The sequence below is a fragment of the Nocardia sp. NPDC046763 genome (assembly GCF_040645495.1).
Taxonomy (GTDB): domain Bacteria; phylum Actinomycetota; class Actinomycetes; order Mycobacteriales; family Mycobacteriaceae; genus Nocardia.
The window spans coordinates 97,347-116,414 of record NZ_JBEYYI010000003.1; the positions used below are offsets into that span (position 1 = coordinate 97,347).

At 67.5% G+C, this 19,068-nt stretch carries 19 protein-coding genes; 6 read left to right on the forward strand and 13 right to left on the reverse strand.

Annotated elements, in window-relative coordinates; translation table 11 throughout:
* Positions 1-105: 105 nt before the first annotated feature.
* A complete protein-coding gene (locus ABZ909_RS05490; protein ID WP_356996412.1) occupies positions 106-945 on the reverse strand; it encodes an alpha/beta hydrolase in 840 nt (279 codons plus the stop codon).
* 108 nt (positions 946-1,053) lie between these two features.
* On the opposite strand from ABZ909_RS05490, the gene ABZ909_RS05495 reads away from it, so the two are divergent.
* A complete protein-coding gene (locus ABZ909_RS05495; RefSeq protein WP_356996413.1) occupies positions 1,054-2,025 on the forward strand; it encodes a YafY family protein in 972 nt (323 codons plus the stop codon).
* Here the strand turns inward: ABZ909_RS05495 and ABZ909_RS05500 are convergent.
* From ABZ909_RS05500 to ABZ909_RS05510, 3 genes are all read right to left on the reverse strand, one after another.
* Positions 2,016-2,591: a WHG domain-containing protein gene (locus tag ABZ909_RS05500; RefSeq protein ID WP_356996414.1), complete on the reverse strand. Its 576-nt coding sequence runs from the start codon at positions 2,589-2,591 to the stop codon at positions 2,016-2,018. The genes ABZ909_RS05495 and ABZ909_RS05500 overlap by 10 nt on opposite strands.
* A 204-nt stretch (positions 2,592-2,795) precedes the next feature.
* Complete coding sequence (locus tag ABZ909_RS05505; protein WP_356996415.1) at positions 2,796-3,383, reverse strand: Uma2 family endonuclease; 588 nt, start codon at positions 3,381-3,383, stop codon at positions 2,796-2,798.
* A gap of 102 nt (positions 3,384-3,485) precedes the next feature.
* Positions 3,486-5,669: a malate synthase G gene (locus ABZ909_RS05510; protein WP_356996416.1), complete on the reverse strand. Its 2,184-nt coding sequence runs from the start codon at positions 5,667-5,669 to the stop codon at positions 3,486-3,488.
* Between the two features lie 183 nt (positions 5,670-5,852).
* On the opposite strand from ABZ909_RS05510, the gene ABZ909_RS05515 reads away from it, so the two are divergent.
* The 3 genes from ABZ909_RS05515 to ABZ909_RS05525 are packed head-to-tail and all read left to right on the forward strand — an operon-like array spanning position 5,853 to position 8,529.
* The gene (locus ABZ909_RS05515; RefSeq protein WP_356996417.1) at positions 5,853-6,599 is read left to right on the forward strand and encodes a glucose 1-dehydrogenase; all 747 of its coding nucleotides are present in this window, start codon (positions 5,853-5,855) and stop codon (positions 6,597-6,599) included.
* Entirely contained in the window at positions 6,596-7,237 is a 642-nt protein-coding gene (locus ABZ909_RS05520) for a TetR/AcrR family transcriptional regulator (RefSeq protein WP_356996418.1), read from the forward strand. The genes ABZ909_RS05515 and ABZ909_RS05520 overlap by 4 nt, the downstream gene beginning before the upstream one ends.
* 2 nt (positions 7,238-7,239) lie before the next feature.
* On the forward strand, positions 7,240-8,529 hold the full coding sequence (locus ABZ909_RS05525) for an acyl-CoA dehydrogenase family protein (RefSeq protein WP_356996419.1): 1,290 nt from the start codon (positions 7,240-7,242) through the stop codon (positions 8,527-8,529).
* Positions 8,530-8,596: 67 nt separating this feature from the next.
* On the opposite strand, the gene ABZ909_RS05530 is transcribed toward ABZ909_RS05525, so the two are convergent.
* The 5 genes from ABZ909_RS05530 to ABZ909_RS05550 form a co-directional block, all read right to left on the reverse strand.
* Positions 8,597-9,100: a DUF4231 domain-containing protein gene (locus tag ABZ909_RS05530; protein WP_356996420.1), complete on the reverse strand. Its 504-nt coding sequence runs from the start codon at positions 9,098-9,100 to the stop codon at positions 8,597-8,599.
* Between the two features lie 102 nt (positions 9,101-9,202).
* Positions 9,203-9,925: a hypothetical protein gene (locus ABZ909_RS05535; RefSeq protein ID WP_356996421.1), complete on the reverse strand. Its 723-nt coding sequence runs from the start codon at positions 9,923-9,925 to the stop codon at positions 9,203-9,205.
* A 219-nt stretch (positions 9,926-10,144) separates the two neighbouring features.
* Complete coding sequence (locus ABZ909_RS05540) at positions 10,145-11,143, reverse strand: adenylate/guanylate cyclase domain-containing protein (protein WP_356996422.1); 999 nt, start codon at positions 11,141-11,143, stop codon at positions 10,145-10,147.
* A gap of 130 nt (positions 11,144-11,273) precedes the next feature.
* On the reverse strand, positions 11,274-11,858 hold the full coding sequence (locus ABZ909_RS05545; protein ID WP_356996852.1) for a DUF305 domain-containing protein: 585 nt from the start codon (positions 11,856-11,858) through the stop codon (positions 11,274-11,276).
* Between the two features lie 74 nt (positions 11,859-11,932).
* Entirely contained in the window at positions 11,933-13,510 is a 1,578-nt protein-coding gene (locus ABZ909_RS05550; protein WP_356996423.1) for a hypothetical protein, read from the reverse strand.
* Between the two features lie 267 nt (positions 13,511-13,777).
* Here ABZ909_RS05550 and ABZ909_RS05555 point away from each other — a divergent pair, with 267 nt between their 5' ends.
* Positions 13,778-14,407 (forward strand): DUF4232 domain-containing protein, encoded by a 630-nt coding sequence (locus ABZ909_RS05555; protein WP_356996424.1) that lies wholly within the window; start codon positions 13,778-13,780, stop codon positions 14,405-14,407.
* 79 nt (positions 14,408-14,486) lie between these two features.
* Here ABZ909_RS05555 and ABZ909_RS05560 read toward each other — a convergent pair whose 3' ends face one another.
* Complete coding sequence (locus ABZ909_RS05560) at positions 14,487-14,765, reverse strand: helix-turn-helix domain-containing protein (RefSeq protein ID WP_356996425.1); 279 nt, start codon at positions 14,763-14,765, stop codon at positions 14,487-14,489.
* 130 nt (positions 14,766-14,895) lie between these two features.
* Between ABZ909_RS05560 and ABZ909_RS05565 the strand changes: the two genes are divergently transcribed.
* The gene (locus ABZ909_RS05565) at positions 14,896-15,468 is read left to right on the forward strand and encodes a carboxymuconolactone decarboxylase family protein (RefSeq protein WP_356996426.1); all 573 of its coding nucleotides are present in this window, start codon (positions 14,896-14,898) and stop codon (positions 15,466-15,468) included.
* Between the two features lie 18 nt (positions 15,469-15,486).
* Here the strand turns inward: ABZ909_RS05565 and ABZ909_RS05570 are convergent, their stop codons facing one another.
* The 3 genes from ABZ909_RS05570 to ABZ909_RS05580 are packed head-to-tail and all read right to left on the reverse strand — an operon-like array spanning position 15,487 to position 18,852.
* Complete coding sequence (locus ABZ909_RS05570; RefSeq protein ID WP_356996853.1) at positions 15,487-16,419, reverse strand: 3-methyladenine DNA glycosylase; 933 nt, start codon at positions 16,417-16,419, stop codon at positions 15,487-15,489.
* Positions 16,419-17,483, reverse strand: a complete 1,065-nt coding sequence (locus ABZ909_RS05575; RefSeq protein ID WP_356996427.1) for a hemolysin family protein — start codon at positions 17,481-17,483, stop codon at positions 16,419-16,421. The genes ABZ909_RS05570 and ABZ909_RS05575 overlap by 1 nt, the downstream gene beginning before the upstream one ends.
* Positions 17,476-18,852: a hemolysin family protein gene (locus ABZ909_RS05580; RefSeq protein ID WP_356996854.1), complete on the reverse strand. Its 1,377-nt coding sequence runs from the start codon at positions 18,850-18,852 to the stop codon at positions 17,476-17,478. The genes ABZ909_RS05575 and ABZ909_RS05580 overlap by 8 nt, the downstream gene beginning before the upstream one ends.
* Between the last annotated feature and the right edge of the window lie 216 nt (positions 18,853-19,068).

Here is a 19,068-nt window from a genome sequence, read left to right on the forward strand (position 1 = left end):
CCGCCATTCTCAACCCTGTACCCGGGTACAGAGTCAAGGGTGGGCGTGGGCCCTGGCTGCCGGACCGGTGTGGAGCGGGCGGCAGCCGGGGGTGGAGCGAATTCGCTACGCCGGGGCCGGAATCGGGGCTTCGGCAAAGGCGAGGAGGTCGCGGGTGAGGCGTTCCGGGTGGGTCAGGTAGAGGCCGTGGGGGGCATTTTCGTAGATGACGAGCTCGCTGTCCGGGATGAGGGCGGCTTGGCGGCGACCGCCGAATTCGAGTGAGATCGAGGCGTCGGAGTCGCCGTGGATGATCAATGTCGGGACGGTGATCGTGCGCATCTCGGCGCGGAAGTCCGTTTCGACCACTGCGCGGTTGCATTCGACGGTCGCCCACATCGATGTTTCCGCAATGGATTGCAGGACGCGGTCACGGGCGATCGCGGAGACCTCGCAGCCGGGCAGGCCCGCGCCGATGTAGGGATCGGCATTGTCGGTGAGCCAGCGGTCCTGATGGTGGTGCCAGGTATCGCGCAGGGCATCGGCGGCCGCGCGCGGTGCGCCGTCCGGGTTGTCGTCGGTGGCCAGCAGGAACGGCAGCACGGCCGCCACCAGCACGATGCGATCCACCCGGGCGCTGCCGTGACGGGTCAGATAGCGGACGATCTCGCCGCCGCCGATGGAATGGCCGACCAGCAGGAGATCACGCAGGTCCAGGTGGTCGATCAGGTCGGCGACATCATCGGCGAGGGTGTCGTAGTCGTAGCCGTGCCCCGGATCGTCGGAGCGGCCGTGGCCGCGGCGGTCCAGGGCGATGGTGCGATAGCCGCGCCCGGCCAGATCGGCCATCACACCGCGCGGTTCGGTGCTGTCCATCCCGGCCGCCGCCAGGAACAACACCGGGCGGCCGGTGCCCCAATCGCGGTAGAACAGCGAGGTGCCGGTGCGGGTTTCGACGAAAGGCATTGCGGTGTCTCCTCATTCGATGGTCGGAGGGGTCCGTTCGGAACGAGGAGCACAGTATGTCGGCTTCACTGACATCTAGTGTCAGTGGATTCCGGCAGAATTTCGGATATGCGCGCCAGCCGTCTCATGTCGATCCTGTTGCTGTTGCAGACCCGCGACCGGGTCACTGCCCAGGAGATCGCCGGCCAGTTGGAAGTCTCGGTCCGCACGGTCTACCGCGACATGGAATCCCTCTCCGCCGCCGGCATCCCCGTCTACGGCGATCCGGGCCACGACGGCGGCTATCGTCTCCTCGACGGCTTCCGCGCGAAGCTCGAGCTGCTGACCACCGACGAGGCCGGATCCCTGTTCTTCGCCGGACTCCCCAGCGCCGCAGCCGATCTCGGCCTCGGTGCCATCGTGACCGCCGCCAACCTCAAGGTCATGTCCGCCCTGCCCCCGGAATTGCGCGACCGGGCGGGCCGCGTCGCCGAGCGCTTCCACCTCGACGCCCCCGGCTGGTACAGCGAAGCCGAGCCGACGCCCCACCTCACCACCGTCGCCGACGCCGTCTGGAACGAACACGCCCTGCGTTTCACCTACATCCGCTGGGCCACACCACATCTGGTCACTCGCACCGCCGAACCCCTCGGCCTGGTCCTCAAATCGGGCAACTGGTACCTGGTGGGCCACACCGGCACCGGCCTGCGCACCTACCGCATCTCCCGGATCATGGAACTCGAGGTCCTCCCCGACTCCGTATCCCGCCCGCCCGACTTCGACCTCGCCGCCTACTGGGCCACCTACCTGGAATCCTTCGACCAACGCCGCCACCACCATTCGGCCCTGATCCGCCTCACCGCCGAAACCTTCGAACGCCTACCGGAACTCCTCGACCCCGCCACCGCGCAGGCCGCCCGCGACTCGGCCACCGACCCCACACTCACCGGCCATCGCGATATCCGCCTCCCCATCGAATCCATCGACCGCGCCGTCCCCGACCTGCTCCGCCTCGGCGCCGGCGCGGAAGTCCTGGCCCCCGAATCCCTCCGCGATCGCATCGCCACCGAAACCGCGGCGATGGCCGGCCTCTACCGGTAGGACGGCCAGTTCGACAGCGTCTGGTGCAGCGCCTCGACAATGTGCGGCCAGGAGTCGCCGGGGGAGCGCGAGTGGGCGAAACCACCACCCGACTCGAGGGTGGCGAATCCATGAAAAGTACTGCGCAGCAGGCGAGCCGCGTCCAGCCCCTCGGCCTCTCCCAGCCCGTACCCGCGCAGCAACGCCGCGGTCAGCTCGACACTGCGCAGCAGCGCGGGCTCCCCGGCCACCTCGGCCGGATCCATCCGAACCTGCGTGGCCGCATACCGTTCCGGATACTCGAGCACATACGCCCGATACGCGTCCGCGAACGCCACCAGCGCATCCTTCCCGGAGCGTCCGAGCACAGCCGCCCCGATCCGCTCATTGAGCTCCGCACTGGCCAGCAGTGCCACCCGCACCCGCAAGTCGTGCAACCCCCGCACATGCACATACAAACTCGGGTCCTTCACCCCGACCCGCTTGGCCACTGCCGACAGCGTGAGCTTCTCGAACCCGATCTCATCGACCAGTTCAGCCGCCGCCCCCACAACCCGCTCCGTAGTCAAACCAACGCGCGGAGACATCCGCCCTCCTTCCTACGACTACTAAGCCAAAACCTAGCATCCATAGGACCAATCGAATCAGCCCGGGCGAGCTGCCAGCGTCCATGAGGCCGGGGGCGTAGCCTCCCGGCTGACCTCGAACGCGACGAGTCGCCTCGGGCTGAAAAGTCCTGGTCGGCTCGCGGTTTCACTCTGAGGGTGTTCGGCTGACCCGACGAGGAACTATCAAGAAAAGTCGGCCAAGCGGGACAAGGGGAAGGAGATCGGGAATGGGTCGGAGACCTCGAGGACGTCTGTTTCCTCGAGAATGATCGGATCACCGTAAACGGTGCCGTTGAGGCGTCGGATCTGGATCCGTGGATGCGGGTCGAAATCGACCAGCCAGTACTGGTCGATTCCGGTGCGGGCGTATTCGATCACCTTGCGGCCGCGGTCTTCTCGCTCGCTGCCCGAGCCGCGCGACACGATCTCGATCGCAAGTTGGACGTCATCGCCGGGGTACAGGGAAAGCCCCAGGTCGCGAGCGTTCCTGGCAGCGGCTGCGCTCATGACAGCCACATCGGGTTTCCGGGCGCCCGACGGTGTCGAGATATCCATCGGGGCTTGGACGTAGGAGTTGGTCCCGGAATCTTCGGCTGCGCGTTCCATGATGCGCGCCAGGACCTTCGCGAGGTAGTCGTGGCGAGTGCTCGGCGACAATTCGATCAGCCAGCCATCGACGAGTTCGTGTGCCTTGCCCTCATCGGGAAGGCCGTGCAGATCTTCCACGGTGTACGGCCCGTAGCCGTACCCGTCCTCGTAGGCGACACTCACCGGCTCCTGTCCTTTCATCAGGGAACTTCGCCAGTCTAAAGCGAATCCCCGGTCGACCACTGTCGACCGGGGATTCGTTTCATGAGCCCGCGTGGATGTGGGTTACACGCTCTTGTTGAAGGCCTTGGCCTCGCGACGGCGGCGGTGCAGGATGGGCTCGGTGTAGCCGTTGGGCTGCTTGGTGCCCTCGAGGACCAGTTCCTTCGCGGCCTGGAAGGCGATGGAGGCGTTGAAGTCCGGGGCCATGGGGAAGTACGACGCGTCGCCGGCGTTCTGGCGATCGACGACGGGGGCCATGCGCTCGAGGGAGGCGATGACGTCCGCCTCGGTGACGATGCCGTGGCGCAGCCAGTTGGCCATCAGCTGGCTGGAGATGCGCAGGGTGGCGCGGTCCTCCATGAGGCCGATGTCCTTGATGTCGGGCACCTTCGAGCAGCCGACGCCCTGGTCGATCCAGCGCACCACGTAGCCGAGGATGCCCTGCGAGTTGTTGTCCAGCTCCTGCTGGATCTCCTCGGCGGACCAGTCGGTGTTCGGGGCGAGCGGGATCTCGAGGATCTCGTCGACGGTGGCGCGCGGGCCGCCCTTGGCGATCTCGGCCTGCCGCTTGAACACGTCCACCAGGTGGTAGTGGGTGGCGTGCAGCGTGGCGGCGGTGGGCGAGGGCACCCATGCGGTGTTGGCGCCGGACTTCGGGTGGCCGACCTTCTGGACCAGCATCTCGGCCATCAGATCGGGCATGGCCCACATGCCCTTACCGATCTGCGCCTTGCCCGGCAGGCCGGTGACCAGACCGGTGTCGACGTTCCAGTCCTCGTAGGACTTGATCCACTGCTGGGCCTTCATCTCGGCCTTGCGGACCATCGGCCCGGCCTCCATGGAGGTGTGGATCTCGTCGCCGGTGCGGTCCAGGAAGCCGGTGTTGATGAAGACCACGCGGTCCTTGGCGGCGAAGATGGACGCCTTCAGGTTCACCGTGGTGCGGCGCTCCTCGTCCATGATGCCGACCTTGAGGGTGTTGACCGGCAGGCCCACGACCTCTTCGACGCGGCCGAACAGCTCGTTGGTGAAGGCCACCTCGTCCGGGCCGTGCATCTTCGGCTTCACGATGTAGATCGAGCCGGTGCGGGTGTTCTTCAGCCGGGTCTCGCCGTTCAGGGCGTGCTTGGCGATCAGGACGGTGATCAGGCCGTCCATGATGCCCTCGGGCACCTCGTTGCCGGCGGCGTCGATGATCGCGTCGGAGGTCATCAGGTGACCCACGTTGCGCACGAACAGCAGCGAACGGCCGTGCAGCACAAGCTCACTGCCGTCGAGGGCGGTGTACACGCGGTCCGGGTTCATGGTGCGGGTGAAGGTCTTGCCGACCTTCGACACCTGCTCGGCCAGATCGCCCTTCATCAGGCCCAGCCAGTTGTGGTAGCAGAGGACCTTGTCCTCGGCGTCGACGGCGGCGACCGAGTCCTCGAAGTCCATGATCGTGGTGACCGCGGACTCCAGCACCACGTCCTTGACGCCCGCGGTGTCGGTGGAACCGATCGGGGAGGCCGGGTCGATCTGGATCTCGATGTGCAGGCCGTTGTGCTTCAGCAGCACCGAGGTCGGGGCGGCCGGGTCGCCCAGGTAACCCACCAGCGCGTCATTGTCGGCGAGGCCGATCTCGGTGCCGTCCTCGAGGCCGACCACGAGCTCGCCGTCCTCGATCGAGTACTTGGTGGAGCCGACGTGCGAGCCGGTGATCAGCGGCACGGCGTCGTCGAGGAAGTTGCGGGCCCACTCGATGACCTTGTCACCGCGGACCTTGTTGTAGCCCGAACCCTTCTCCGCGCCATTGGCCTCGGAAATGGCGTCGGTGCCGTACAGGGCGTCGTACAGCGAGCCCCAGCGCGCGTTCGCGGCATTGATGGCGAAGCGGGCGTTCATCACCGGCACGACCAGTTGCGGTCCCGCCTGGGTGGCGATTTCGGCGTCCACGTTCTCGGTACCGATCTGGAAGTCGGCCGGTTCGGGACGGAGATAGCCGATCTCGGTGAGGAACTGCTTGTAGGCAGCCTTGTCGTAGCCTGCGCCCGGGTTCGCGCGGTGCCACTCGTCGATCTTGGCTTGGATGTCGTCGCGTTCCGCCAGCAGTGCGCGGTTGCGGGGAGCGAGGTCATTGATGACGGCCTCGGCACCCGACCAGAACGCGGCGGAATCAACACCGGTGCCGGGAAGGGCCTCGTTCTCCACGAAATCGTGGAGCACCTTGGCAACCTGCAGCCCGCCGACCTGAATCCGCTCTGTCATCTACTGCCTCATTTCGAGAAGCCGGGTGGAAAAAGTACGGGCGTCATATTACTCGCGGTTACCGGGCGGTATTTCACGGCCTCGGGGTTGGGGCCTCGGACGATGGGGGTTGATTGTATCGATCGGTACATTTAATGTACTGGTTGGAACATTTTCCGGCGGCTCGGAGCGGAGGCGTGATTCATGGGAAAACCCTTGTCGGGCAAGGTCTCTGTGGTGACGGGCGGCAGTCGCGGGCTCGGACGCGAGATGGTGCTCGCGCTCGCGGAGGCCGGATCCGATGTGGTCATCGCCAGCCGCAAGCTCGAGGCATGTGAGGAACTAGCCTCCGACGTGCGCGCGAAGACCGGGCAGCGGGCGCTCGCGGTGGCCTGCAATGTGGGCGACTGGGAGCAGTGCGAAACGCTCGCCGAGGTCGCCTACGACGAGTTCGGGGCGGTCGACGTGCTGGTCAACAATGCCGGGATGTCGCTGCTCTATCCCAGCTTGGACCAGGTTTCCGAGGCCATGTTCGACAAGGTGATCGCCACCAATCTGAAGGGACCTTTCCGGCTCTCGGCGCTCATCGGCGCGCGCATGGCGGCGGCGGGCGGCGGATCGATCGTGAATATATCTTCGATCGAGGCCGCGCATCCGGAACCGCTGGCGGTCCCCTACGCCGCCGCCAAGGCCGGTCTCGAGGCCCTGACCGTCGGTTTGGCGCACACCTACGGGCCGTCGGTGCGGGTGAACACGATCCGCTGCGGCCCCTTCGACACCGATATCGCCAAGGCGTGGCCGCCGCAGATGCGCGCCGAACTGGCCCGGCACACCGCCCTCGGCCGGATCGGGGCGCCCGCGGACATCACCGGGGCGGTGCTGTTCCTCGCCTCGGACGCCGCCGCCTACTGCACCGGCGCGACCCTGGCCCTGGACGGTGGATTCCGATGACGGCCGCCGTCCCGGCCCGCCGCCGCGGCCGCCCGCCCGCCTCGGCGAGCGGGCCGGGGGAGACCCGGGAGCGGATCGTGCGCGCGGCGCTGGAACTGTTCGCGGAGCAGGGTTTCCACGGCACCGGCGTCGCCGAGATCGGGGATCGGGCCGGTGTGCAGCGCGGGGCGCTTTATTACCACATCGGATCCAAGGAGGAGCTGCTGTGGCAGATCCTCGCCGACTACACCCGGCTCATGCTGGCCGAAGCCGAGCAGATCGCGGACGGCCCCGACTATCCGATCACCAAGCTGCGCAAGCTGATCCACAGCCACGTGCGGCTGATCATTGACAATCGCCGGGCCGTGGCCATCCAGCTGCGCGACGTCACCGCGCTGACCGGGGAACGGGCGCGGGAGCTGCAGCAGCTGCGCGACCGCCTGCAAGCGCTGTGGCAGCAGGTCATCGATGCCGGCCGGGCCGCGGGCGTGCTGCGCACCGACGACCACGTGGTCACCAACAGCGTGCTGGGCATGCTCAATTCGGTGACCTTCTGGTACCGGGCCGACGGGCAGCACACCCCCGACGAGATCGCCGACATTCTCGGCACCACCGTCCTGGACGGACTCATCCAACCGCGTAAGAGCACGAAAGGCTGATCATGGCTTGGGATTTCGAGACGGACCCGGAATACCAGAAGAAACTGGACTGGGTCGCGGAGTTCGTCAGGACCGAGGTGGAACCTCTGGACCTGCTCTACCCCAACCCCTACGACCGCCGGAACCCCGAGATCCGGGCGCTCATGAAACCGTTGCAGGAGAAGGTGAAACAGCAGCAGCTGTGGGCCTGCCACCTGGGACCCGAGCTGGGCGGTCCGGGCTACGGGCAGCTGAAGCTGGCCCTGCTCAACGAGATGCTGGGCACGTCCCAGTGGGCCCCGCTCGTCTTCGGCTGTCAGGCACCGGATTCCGGCAACGCCGAGATCCTGGCCCACTTCGGCACGCCCGAGCAGAAGGCGAAATACTTGCAGCCCCTGCTCGATGGCGAGATCGGGTCCTGCTACGTGATGACCGAGCCGACCGGTGGTTCGGACCCGACGGCGTTCCGGACCCGCGCGGTGCGCGAGGGTCAGGAGTGGGTCATCAACGGCGAGAAGTGGTTCAACTCCGCCGCCGAATTCGCCGCCTTCCACATCGTCATGGCGGTGACGGATCCGGACGCACCGCCGCATCAGCGGCTGTCGATGTTCATCGTGCCCGCCGACGCCCCCGGTCTCGAGATCGTGCGGAACTTCACCGTCCCCGGTTTCAGTGAGCACGAGGCTCACCTGCGTTTCACCGACGTGCGCATTCCGGCGGATGCGCTGCTGGGTGCGGAGGGTCTCGGCTTCGTCGTGGCCCAGACCCGCCTGGGCGGCGGCCGCGTCCACCACGCCATGCGCACGGTCGCGCTGGTGCGCAAGGCCTTCGACATGATGTGCGAGCGGGCGGTGTCGCGGCCGATGGGCAAGGGCGTGCTCGGTGGTAAGCAGCTGACCCAGGAGAAGATCGCCGAATCCTGGATCGAGATGGAGCAGTTCCGGCTGCTGGTGCTGCGCACGGCCTGGCGCATCGACAAGGAACAGGACTACCGCAAGGTCCGCCACGACATCGCCGCGATCAAGGTGGCCATGCCCAAGGTCATGCACGACATCGCCCAGCGTGCCATGCATCTGCACGGTGCCATCGGCGTCAGCACCGATCTGCCGTTCCTCGACATGATGAACTACGCCCAGGTGATGGCCATCGCCGACGGGCCGACGGAGGTGCACAAGATCACTCTGGCGAAGGAGGTCCTGAAGACCTACGCGCCCGCAGATCCGGTCTACCCCAGCGGTTTCCGGCCCGCCCTGCGCGAACAGGCGCGTCAGCTGGTGGCCGACCGGCTCGAGCACGCCGTCGGAAACCTCTAGCCCGCCTGATCCAACGGCCCACGGACGAGGGTGATCCGGTGCATCTCGTCCGCGGGCTGATCGGCGATCAGGGTGCCGGGGTGGGATCGTCGATGGTCTTGATGTAGTCGTCCACGTAGGTGGAGAGGATCTGCTCGACACTGAGCAGGAACTTGGTGGCGTTCGCGGCGGTGGGGCCGCCGGTGTAATCGCCCGCACCCGCGACGAAGCGCCAACCCTCGGAGAGCAATAGCTGCTGGGTGCGCCGGTTGGTCGCCACCCGCTGGTCGGCGTGGAAGATGGCGGCGCTGCCGGTGGCCACCACGGCCACCCCGCCCGCGAAGGCAGTGGAAGCTCGGATGAGGGAGCCCTCGAATCCGGCCAGGCCCGTCACCACGGCGCTGGCGACCATTGCGACGAACCGGAGAATCTGTCCCCAGCTGCGGAATCGGCCGGTGAGGTGGCCGGTGTTGGTGACCTCGCGAGCGTAGGTGCTGGTCCAGAAATCGTGAAATGCGGGGCCGACGGTATTCCAGTCGATGACCGCTGCCATGGCGTCGGTCTGGGCTTGGGGCGACGAGGATCCTGCCACCCGGTCAGTGTGGCACGAGTACCGTTGCCGCGCTCGGCGGTTGCGGCGAGTCCGCCTCGCGGTCAACGGCATTCGGCGGCGTGGCGCGCCCGGCGAGTCGGCTCAGCCTCGGCGCGGTTCGATCCAGAGCCCTTCGGACAGGGCACACAGTTCGCCGTCGGCGGTCGAGAGCGCCACGCCGACCGTGTGTTTGCGGCCGTCGCGCGCGACCACCCAGGCGTGCGAAATGTAGTCGGCTCCGGCGTACATCGGTCGCAGCTGTTGTGAGGTCATGGCGGCGGTGAACGCGCCGCTGCCCATCCGCGAGAAGACGAACGCGGCCCGGCCGCCCGGGCAGTCGAGCGCCGACCAGACCACCTCGGGCGGGAGTTCCCCGGTCTCGTCGGCGAGCCCGGCGGCAGGGGTCCAGGCGGCGGCCATCATCTGCTCGCCGGGCAGCTCCGACGGGAACAGCAGCAGCCCGCGGCCCGGCTCGCAGGCCAGCCCGCAGCCGTAGCAGTCGGTGACCGTCCGATCGCCCGACAACCCCAGTGCAACAGCGGATTTCGCCGCTGTCCAGGAGGGTGCCGGCCGCGGGTCGAGGGTGAGCGCCGCGGGCGCGGCCTCGACCAGCAGGGTGTCGTCGGTGGCGGTGAAGCTGACGCGTCCGTCGTCGGGACGAGAGAGCAGGATCGGGGTGTCGACCGTGACGGCGCGTCGGAAGTCGACGCGCACGGTGTCGGCATCGGCCTGGGCGGCCAGCAGGCCCGCGAGGTAGCCGCCGAACGCGATCTCCGGATAGCCGTGGATGTGCGCCGGAATGGTGAGCGCCTCGGCCCGAGTCATACTGACAGCCAACCTCTCCCGGCCGGTCGGCCGACAATCCCTTCGACCATACCCACGGCGGGGCTGGGCGCAGCCGGTGAAATTTCCCACTCCGGCGAGAGCGATAACGAGGCCGGCATCGGCCGGAACTGCCGAGGTGCGGGCGGGGATCACCGGGGCAGTCCCCACGGTTGTCCGGGCCCGGCGAGACGTCGGTCGGTCGCGGCGGAGCGGCCCGGGCTAGCGGCGCTTGCGCTCGCGGACCAGGTGGGAACGCAGGCGGGAGAAGCCCTTGACCCGCACGCTGCGCAGACGGCGGAGTGCCAGGTCATCGTCGTCGTCGAGTTCGGCGGCCGCGCCGTCGTCGACCAGGACCGTGCCCGGGCGGGCCACACCGGTGAGCCGGGCGGCCACATTGACCACCGTGCCGTAGAGGTCGCCGAAGCGGGTCAGGACCGGTCCGTAGGCCAGGCCCACCCGGATCTGGGGCATCTCCGGAATCGTCTGGGCCGCACGGGTGATCGCCGCATTGAGGTCCAGCCCGATGCGGGCGCCGGCGCGGGCGTCCTCCGCGGCGAACATCACCTCGTCGCCGACATTCTTGATCACCCAGCCGCCGTGCGCGGTGATCACCTCGGTGGTCGTGGACTCGAAGGTCTCCAGCAGTTCGGTCAGCTCGTCGGGGTCGAGGTGGCGGGACAGCCGGGTGTAGCCGACCATGTCGGCGAAGCCGACCAGCAGGTGGCGGGTGGCTCCGCCGGACGCGAGCGAGCGGGTCAGCGCCGCGGCCATGTGCCGTTGCCAGGCGTAGTCCTGCAATTCGGCGAGCAGCGCGATGGCTTGTTCGGTGGCCTCCCGGCCCGCCTCGGGCCGACCGGTGCCCGCCGCGATCCGGCCGCCGATCTCGCGGGTGATCAGATCCGCCTGCCATTCGGCGAGCCGCGCCATCGCCTGACCCAGCGTGCGGGCGGCGGCGATCTGGCTCTGCTCGTTCGCGATCGAAGCCTGGTCCAGGCTGGCGAAGGTGCGAATCGCGGCGACATCGTTGTCGGTGAACGCCACCTCGTCGTCGCTGGCCGCGGCCGGAAAGCCCAGCGCCACCCAGAGCTTGCGGGCCCGATCGGCGGGTACGCCGGACAGCTCGGCCACCTGGGCGCGGGTGTACCGGCGCGGGCCGCCGAGCAACGACCGTTCGACCACCGCGTCGACCGCCTCGGTCAGGCCACCAGATTCGATCATGCCGTCAGTACAGCACATCGAGTGGCGGAGACAGAGGTGTCCCGTGACAGCGTCCGATTCCGCCATTCCTGCGATGGAACTCCAAAACCGTTGCGGCCGTGGGCGACAGGCGACCCACAGCTCGCGCACCTCAGGACAGGGGCTGGGCGTCGCGCTGCGCGAGCATGATCGTCATCAGCCCCGATTCCTGCGACTGGGCCGTGATCATGCCCCGCGCCGCCTCCTTCACCGGGCCCGACGCGAGCAGCTGATCGGCTGCCTGCGCCATGGCCACGCCGCCGCGGTGGTGGCGCAGCATGAGCTGCAGAAACAGGACCTCGGCGGCCCTGCCGCGGGCGGTGGCCAGCGAGTCGAGTTCGGCCTGGGTGGCCATGCCCGGCATGGATGTGCCGTTCGTACCGGTCATGGTCGGCATCGAATGGTCGTGCGCGGCAACCGCATCCGCGGTCATCCAGGCCATCGGATGGGTGGAGTCCGGCGAGGCGTTGGCCAGGCGCAGCCAGCCGAGCATGGTGCCGATCTCCATGCGCTGGGCATCGGCGATCTGCTGGGCCAGGCGGCGCACCGTGGGATCCACCCCGGAATCCAAGCGCTGCACCATGATCAGCGCCTGCTCGTGATGGGCGGTCATGTCCTGGCTGAAGCCGATCTCGACCCGGCTGAGTACCGGTGGCGCGGAACGGTTCTCGGGAATCAGCAGCGGGCGCAGCAGCATCCCGGCCGTCAGCAGGGCGAGGGCGAGCACGGTCAGCGCCACCGGCCGCCGGACTCGAGCGCCCGGGCGAGCCGTCACGATCCCACCACGGACTGCTGGTCGGCGGGCGGGGTGTACACGTCGTCGGCGAGCCGCAACACCATGAAGCCGTTGTCATTGCAGGTGGCCCACAACTGGTTGCCGTGCCACTCCGGCGGGGAGAAGCACCAGTCGGTGGACAGGTCACCGAACGCGACCATGCCGGACCGCGACGAGAGCGCCTTGTTGGGATCGAACTTGCCCTCGAGCACCGCCCGCGCCGCCGACGGGAACTCCATCACCGGGACGCCGATGAGCGAGGCCAGGGCGTGCGGGGAGTTCCACAGCTCCAGGTTGCGCCCCTTGCGGGCGGGTGGATTGAAATACGCGATCTCCTTGGCGTGGAACGGATCCCGCACATCGAACACCCGGATGCCGGATTCCTCCCAGCCGCAGGCCAGCGCGGTCGGATTCTCCGGCCGATCGGCGGCGCAGTAGTGGGCGTCGTAGGAGAACACCGAGCCGCCCATGGCCGAGGCCAGCATCGAATCCTGATGCTCGGGCAGGTTGATCTCCAGCTTGATCTTGGCCGCGACCGTCGGATTGGTCTCGTCGGAGATGTCGATGAGCTTCACCCCGCCCGCACCGCCCTCGTCCACGGTGAACAGGTACGGCTTGCCGTCATAGGTGACCGGAATGCTGTGCTGGGTCGCCCAGCCATCGGTCCAGAACACCCGTCCGAGATGGTTGACCTGTGGGTTCGGATCCCGGCGTTGCACCGCGCTGATGTCCAGCACGGTGAAACCGGCCAGCGCGGACAGGTACATGCGGTTGCCGTCCGGGCTGATCCCGAAGCCGTGTGCCTCGATGCCGGTGAGGCCCTGCCAGATCACGTGCGGATTCGCCGGGTCGGTCAGGTCGACCGCGCTGACGAAACCGGGCGCGATGCCCGAGGCCCAGTAGGTCCTGCCGTCCGGGGAGAACCCGCCCTCGTGAGTCGTGATCGGCAGCGGCATAAGCAGATTGGTGCCCGCACCGGTATTGAGCAGCCGCGGGTGTGCGCAGTCGGAGATGTCGTAGACCGACAGGTACCCGGCGCCTTCGCCGACCGGAACGCCGGTGCCCACCAGCAGCCTTCGCTCGGCATTGACCTTGAGTGATTCCCATGTGCCGGCGAGCATGGCGGGCTCGGTAAGGCTGCCGGTTACCACCGGATTCGCCGGATCCGAGACATCCAGCACCTGCACACCCTGCGCGGGCCCGAGAATATTGCCCGGGAACATCGACCCCGTGTACGAGCAGTGGTCGTAGGTCGCCGAGGTGATCCCCGCGCCCCTGCCCGCATAGCCGCCGACGAGCGACAGATTGCACCGATACCCCAGCGTGCTGCGTCCGCTGTTGCGATCCTCCGCCGGAACATCGCCCTGCAGACCGGTTTCCGGCAGCGCGTCGTCCCCGCAGTCCGCCCGCGGCACCGAGGTCCGCCCGACATCCAGGAACTGCTGCACCTGATTCGCGATGTCGGACTGCAGATCCGCCGTCGCACCCTGCATCGGCAGCAGGGCCGCCCCCAGCAGCGTCACCGCCAGCACCGCCGCCGGCCTGGACCGGCGCGCGCCTGTGAACCGCTTCATTGCGGCTACCCCCGTCTTCTTCTGAAATGCTCGTGCAGTGACCGGTGGCACAGACAGCTGCGCAGTGTGGTCACAGTTACATCTCGGAACGCTAACCCATAAACTGACCGTCCGGTAGGGGCAGTTACAAATAAGTGTCTGTGACACCATCGATGAATGGCGGTCATCGTCTCAGAAGCCGGCGAAACCCCTTGCTACAGTGCGTAACAGACCTGATCAGTCGGTCGATTTCGGAGATGTCCGATGTTCGAAGGGGATAGGTGACTCATGCGCACAACAGGATTCACGGCACTACTGGCCTGCGCCGTGCTCGCGGCCGCCACCGGCTGCTCGAGCTCCAACTCCTCCGCGCCGACCACCTCCGCGTCGCCCACCATCGGCATCTCCTCGGGCGGCGGTAACCCCGGCGGCAACCCCACGGGAGGCGGCTACCAGGGCGGCGGCCCGGCCACGAGCACCCCGCAACCCGCCGACACGCCCATCGCTCCCTGCGCCTCCGGCCAGGTCGACGTCACCGCAAAAGGCATGGGCGCCGCCATGAGTCACGACGGCATCACCCTCACCTTCTCCATCGTCGACCCCTCCCAGGCCTGCACCCTCACCGGCTACCCCGGCATGGACGAAATCACCGACACCGGCACGGTAATCCATGCCGAACGCACCCTCAACGGCTACATCGGCGGTCTTCCCGCCGGCACCGAAACCCCACCCACCGTGGTGGTGAAATCCGGCCACCCCGCCCACGCCATCGCCGAGGGCACCTCCTGCGGCCCCTACAACAAACCCGACCCCAAAATCGTCAAAACCGAAGTAACCGCACCCAACTCGACCGACACCCGCGTCATCGACGCCGCCGTCCACACCTGCACCCTCGAGATCCACCCCGTCACCGAGTGACGCGTTGGCTGCCGCCCCTTCGCGTGGCGTTCATGGTGATCATTCATACGCCAACGTGATGGTCGCAGTGCTTTGCGAGTCAGTCTGTGCTGGAATGGGTTTCGGCCCAAGTGTCGGCCCAGGCGTCGAGTGGGCCGAGTGCGCCGCGCAATGCGGCACCCAGCGGAGTCAGCGCGTACCCGTCCTCGTCTGCGTGCAAGACCCCGGCCTCCGTGAGTTCCCTCAGGCGTTGATACAGCACGCTGGACGACAGTCCCTCGCATCGAGCCAATAGACTCCGCGCTCCGACCGGACCGTCCTGAAGTTCCCAGATGATGCGCAGGGTCCACCGGCGTCCGAGCAGGTCGAGGGCCGCCATCAGCGGGCGTCCCGTCGATGAACCGCGTACCGGTCTTCCGGGTCGTGGGACTCCCATCGCACTCCTTGTGTTTCGAATATAGAAACACTAGCATCCGGAGTGTTTCTATTTCCGAAACATGGGAGTTGGGATGTCCAGAATCGAACCTCTCGAGCCGCCGTACGCCGAGGAAACCGGCTCACTGCTGGCCCGAATGATGCCCGGTGGCGCGGCCCCGATCGGCCTGTTCCGGCTCTTCGTGAAGAACCTGCCCATGGCCACCGCGATGCACGGCTGGGGAGGATATGAACTGGGCAAGGAGCTGTCACTGAGCCTCCGCGAACGCGAGATCGTCGTCGACCGGACCACCGCCCGCTGCGGTTGTGAATACGAGTGGGGTGTGCACCTCGCGGTTTTCGCCGGGCGTGCCGGGCTCACCGCGGAGCAGCAGATCTCGCTCACCCACGGCGAGCCCGACGATCCTTGCTGGACAGTGGAATCCGAACGCCTACTGATCCGCGCGGTCGACTCCTTGCACGACGATGGCGATATCGATGACGGTCTGTGGGGCGAACTGGCGAAGGAGTTCGACGAGCGGCAGTTGCTGGATCTTGTGCTCCTGTGCGGCTGGTACCACGCGATCAGCTTCGTCGCGCGGGTGACCAGATTGCCGAACGAGCCCGGTACGCCGAACTTCGCCGATCTGAGGGCGCCTGCGGTATAGATCCACCGCGCCTCCGCTCTACGACGGGGTCGTGATCACCTCGGTCAGCAGTTCTCGGCAGGCGTCGAGGAGGCGAGTGCGGAGGAGCTCGGCCCGGGTGGCGATGTCGGCCTGGGCGCGGACGTATTCGGCTCGGCCGGCCGGGGTTTCGATGCGGATGGGTTCGTAGCCGTAGTCGAGGAGGTCGTAGGGGCTGGCCTTCATGTCGAGTTCTCGGGCGGCGCAGGCCAGTTCGAAGGCATCGAACAGCAGGTCGGACGAGATCAAGGGGGTTAGTTTGAAGCCCCACTTGTAGATGTCCATGTTGGCGTGGAGGCAACCCGGTTGTTCGCGGTCCATCTGGGATTCGCGGGTCAGGGGTTCGAGGTTGCGGGGGGCCGCTTCGGGGGTGAAGAACCGGAAGGCGTCGAAGTGGGTGCAGCGCAGTTGCATCGACTCGACGACGGCGTCGGTGCCCTGGTGGCCCAGACGGAGCGGGACCTGTTGGTGTCGGACGTCGTCGGTGCGGTAGGCCATCGCCCATTCGTGGAGGCCGAAGCAGGAGAGCTGGGCGGGCCGGGTGGCTGTGGCCGCGAGGAGTCGGGCAACGAATTCGAGGGTGTCGCGGCGCTTTTCGAGGAAGGCCGGATCGGCGGTCCAGCCGGAGGTCGGAGAACCGGCGGGGTCGATGGCCGAGATCCGGTGGTAGCCACGGGAACCCGCGTAGTCGTCGGCTTCGGCGAGTGCAACGCCGAAGCCCGGATGCCACTTTCGGAGTTGGGCGGGCTTGTGGCCGTAGTAGGTGAACAGGAAGTCGATCACCGGGTGCTTCGAACCCGCCGCTCGGCGTTGGAGATACGGGCCGACCAGGGCGTCGACGCGGTCGCGGTGGGCGGCCGCCCGGCCCCGCCAAGCGGGACCGGACAGCCATTCCGGTCCGGGCGACACGGTGGAATCGGTGCGCGCGTTCATCATTCGGCGAGGCGATGGGTGGCGTCGCGGACCGTGCCGACGAACTCCTCCACCAGGTCTTCCAGGGCCACGATGCCGACCGTATTGCCGCGGCTGTCGACCACGCGACCCAGATGGGAGTTGGTGCGGCGCAGGCGGGCCAGCGCCTCGAACAGGGTGGTGCCCATGCTGACGGTGGGCAGCGGGCGGATATCGGTGCGGGGGATGGGGGTACCCGGGCCCGCACTGTCGTCGGCGGTCAGATCGAGCACGTCCTTGACATGCAGGTAGCCGACCAGGGAACCGTCGTCCGCGCGCACCGGGTACCGGGAGAATCCCGTTTCGGCGACGGCGGATTCGATATCGCCCAGCGTGGTCCCGTCCCCGCGCAGCGGCACCGAGCGGGTCCTGGCCAGCGTCACCATCACATCGGCCACGATCCGGTCGCTCGAGCCCAGCGCCTGGGTGAGGCGGCGATGCTCTTCCTCGTCCAGCAGGCCCACCGAACGCGATTCCCCGAACATCTCCGCCAGCTCCACCGACGACACCGTGGAATCCAGCTCGTCCTTCGGTTCGATCCGCAGGGCGCGCAAGGTGATATTGGCCGCGAAGTTGTAGATCGCGATCAACGGCTTCGCCAGCCGCAGCCACATCAGATGCAGTGGAACCAGCAGCAGCGCCGACCGTTCCGGCCCCGCGAGCGCGATGTTCTTCGGAATCATCTCGCCCAGCAGAATGTGCAGGATCACCACGATGGTCAGCGCCAGCGCGAACGAGATCGGATGCAGCAGCGAATCCGGCACGCCCACCAGATCGAACGGCTTCTCCAGCAGATGCGCCACGGCCGGCTCTCCCACGCGACCCAGCAGGATCGAGCAGATGGTGATGCCCAGCTGCGCGGCCGCCAGCATCATCGACAGGTTCTGACCCGCCTGGATGACCGTGTTGGCACTCCGCTTGCCCTGCGCCGCAAGCGCTTCCAGCCGGTCGCGGCGCGCGGAGATGAGCGCGAACTCCGCGCCCACGAAGAACGCGTTGCCCAGCAGCAGCACCAGCGTGAGCAGGACGGCGTACAGGTCACCCATGGCTGTGCTCCCAGGTCGCGAGGGCCTCGGCGTCGACGGGCCGGATCAGGACGCGGTCGATGCGCCGGCCGTCCATCCGCTCCACGCGGGCGATCCAGCCGCCCTTGGTGTGCGGCTGCTCCAGCTGGTGGTTGCCGGGCTGCGGCAGCAGCACCTCGTCGCCGGTCTCGGGGATCCGACCCAGTCGGGTCAGCACCAGGCCGCCGATGGTTTCGTACTCACCCTCGGGTGCGTCGTAACCGGTGGTGCGGGAGACCTCGTCGATGCGCAGCAGGCCCGAGCAGTTCCAGCCGTTCGGGGTGCGGCGCACATCGAGTTCCTCCTCGTCGTGCTCGTCGCGCACGTCGCCGAGGATCTCCTCGATCAGGTCCTCCATGGTGACGATGCCAGCGGTGCCGCCGTACTCGTCGACCACCAGCGCCACCTGCATGCCGTCCCGGCGCACCCGCTCGAGCACCTCGTCACCGTCGAGGCTGGCAGGCACGATCGGCACCGGCTGGGCGATCGTCTTCAGCTTGGTGCTGCGGCGATCCCTCGCCGGGTACACGAAGGTCTGCTTCACGTGCACGAAGCCCAGGGTGTTGTCCAGATCGCCGTCGATGACCGGGAAGCGGGAGTAGCCGGTCTCGCGGGCGGCGTCGACCAGATCGGCGAGAGTGCAGTCCTGATCGAGGGACTCGATCCTCATCCGCGGCGTCATCAGCTCCTCCGCGGTGCGCTCACCGAACTGCAGCGAGCGATCCACCACCTGCGCGGTGCGCTGATCGAGCACCCCGTGCAGGGCGGAAGTCCGCACCAGCGAACCCAATTCCTGCGGCGAACGCGCCGAACGGAGTTCTTCCGCGGGCTCCACGCCCAGCCGGCGCACCGCCCAGTTGGCGGCCCCGTTCAGGAAATTGATCATCCACTTGAACACGGTGGAGAACGCGATCATCGGCCCGGCCGTCAGCCGGGCCGTGGACAGCGGATTGGCGATGGCGATGTTCTTGGGCACCAGCTCGCCGTGGACCATGGACAGCGAGGTCGCGATGAGCAGTGCCAGCGCCAGCGAAATGCCCTGTGCGGTACCGGCGCTCACCCCGAGCGAGCGGAACATCGGCTCCAGCAGCCGCGCCAGCACGGGCTCGGCGATATAACCGGTGATCAGCGTGGTGATGGTGATGCCCAGCTGGGCGCCTGACAACTGGAAAGAAAGCGTGCGATGCGCCTGCCGCACCTGCCGGGCCCGGCGGTCGCCGTCGCGGGCGTGCGCCTCCACGGTGGAGCGTTCCAGAGCGGTGAGCGAGAATTCGGCGGCGACGAACAGTGCCGTGCCGGCGGTCAGAGCGATGAATCCGAGCAGACTGAGAACGGTGAGCAGGACCGACACGGTCAGCACCACCTGGCCGTTTCCGAAGCCGGTATTGCGGGGAAGCCGGGTTCGTCACCCGGCTCGGTAGAGGAGCCCTCCTGTGAAGCGCCCTTGGACGCGGGTGACAACTGGTTCCTTTCGCAGGGGTTGCTGGCGGCGATACGCCACGGATCCCATTTCTTGGGTCCGGTGAGGCCATGGTACCGGGCCTCTTCCACGGCTTCCGCACAGCGG

Coding starts and splice junctions, on each gene's coding strand:
- ABZ909_RS05550 (WP_356996423.1), bottom strand. CDS start 13,510: ATGAAGCGGTTCACAGGCGCGCGCCGGTCCAGGCCGGCGGCGGTGCTG.
- ABZ909_RS05490 (WP_356996412.1), bottom strand. CDS start 945: ATGCCTTTCGTCGAAACCCGCACCGGCACCTCGCTGTTCTACCGCGAT.
- ABZ909_RS05535 (WP_356996421.1), bottom strand. CDS start 9,925: ATGACTCGGGCCGAGGCGCTCACCATTCCGGCGCACATCCACGGCTAT.
- ABZ909_RS05515 (WP_356996417.1), top strand. CDS start 5,853: ATGGGAAAACCCTTGTCGGGCAAGGTCTCTGTGGTGACGGGCGGCAGT.
- ABZ909_RS05500 (WP_356996414.1), bottom strand. CDS start 2,591: ATGTCTCCGCGCGTTGGTTTGACTACGGAGCGGGTTGTGGGGGCGGCG.
- ABZ909_RS05520 (WP_356996418.1), top strand. CDS start 6,596: ATGACGGCCGCCGTCCCGGCCCGCCGCCGCGGCCGCCCGCCCGCCTCG.
- ABZ909_RS05575 (WP_356996427.1), bottom strand. CDS start 17,483: ATGGGTGACCTGTACGCCGTCCTGCTCACGCTGGTGCTGCTGCTGGGC.
- ABZ909_RS05555 (WP_356996424.1), top strand. CDS start 13,778: ATGCGCACAACAGGATTCACGGCACTACTGGCCTGCGCCGTGCTCGCG.
- ABZ909_RS05565 (WP_356996426.1), top strand. CDS start 14,896: ATGTCCAGAATCGAACCTCTCGAGCCGCCGTACGCCGAGGAAACCGGC.
- ABZ909_RS05525 (WP_356996419.1), top strand. CDS start 7,240: ATGGCTTGGGATTTCGAGACGGACCCGGAATACCAGAAGAAACTGGAC.
- ABZ909_RS05495 (WP_356996413.1), top strand. CDS start 1,054: ATGCGCGCCAGCCGTCTCATGTCGATCCTGTTGCTGTTGCAGACCCGC.
- ABZ909_RS05545 (WP_356996852.1), bottom strand. CDS start 11,858: ATGCTGCTGCGCCCGCTGCTGATTCCCGAGAACCGTTCCGCGCCACCG.
- ABZ909_RS05560 (WP_356996425.1), bottom strand. CDS start 14,765: ATGGCGGCCCTCGACCTGCTCGGACGCCGGTGGACCCTGCGCATCATC.
- ABZ909_RS05510 (WP_356996416.1), bottom strand. CDS start 5,669: ATGACAGAGCGGATTCAGGTCGGCGGGCTGCAGGTTGCCAAGGTGCTC.
- ABZ909_RS05570 (WP_356996853.1), bottom strand. CDS start 16,419: ATGAACGCGCGCACCGATTCCACCGTGTCGCCCGGACCGGAATGGCTG.
- ABZ909_RS05540 (WP_356996422.1), bottom strand. CDS start 11,143: ATGATCGAATCTGGTGGCCTGACCGAGGCGGTCGACGCGGTGGTCGAA.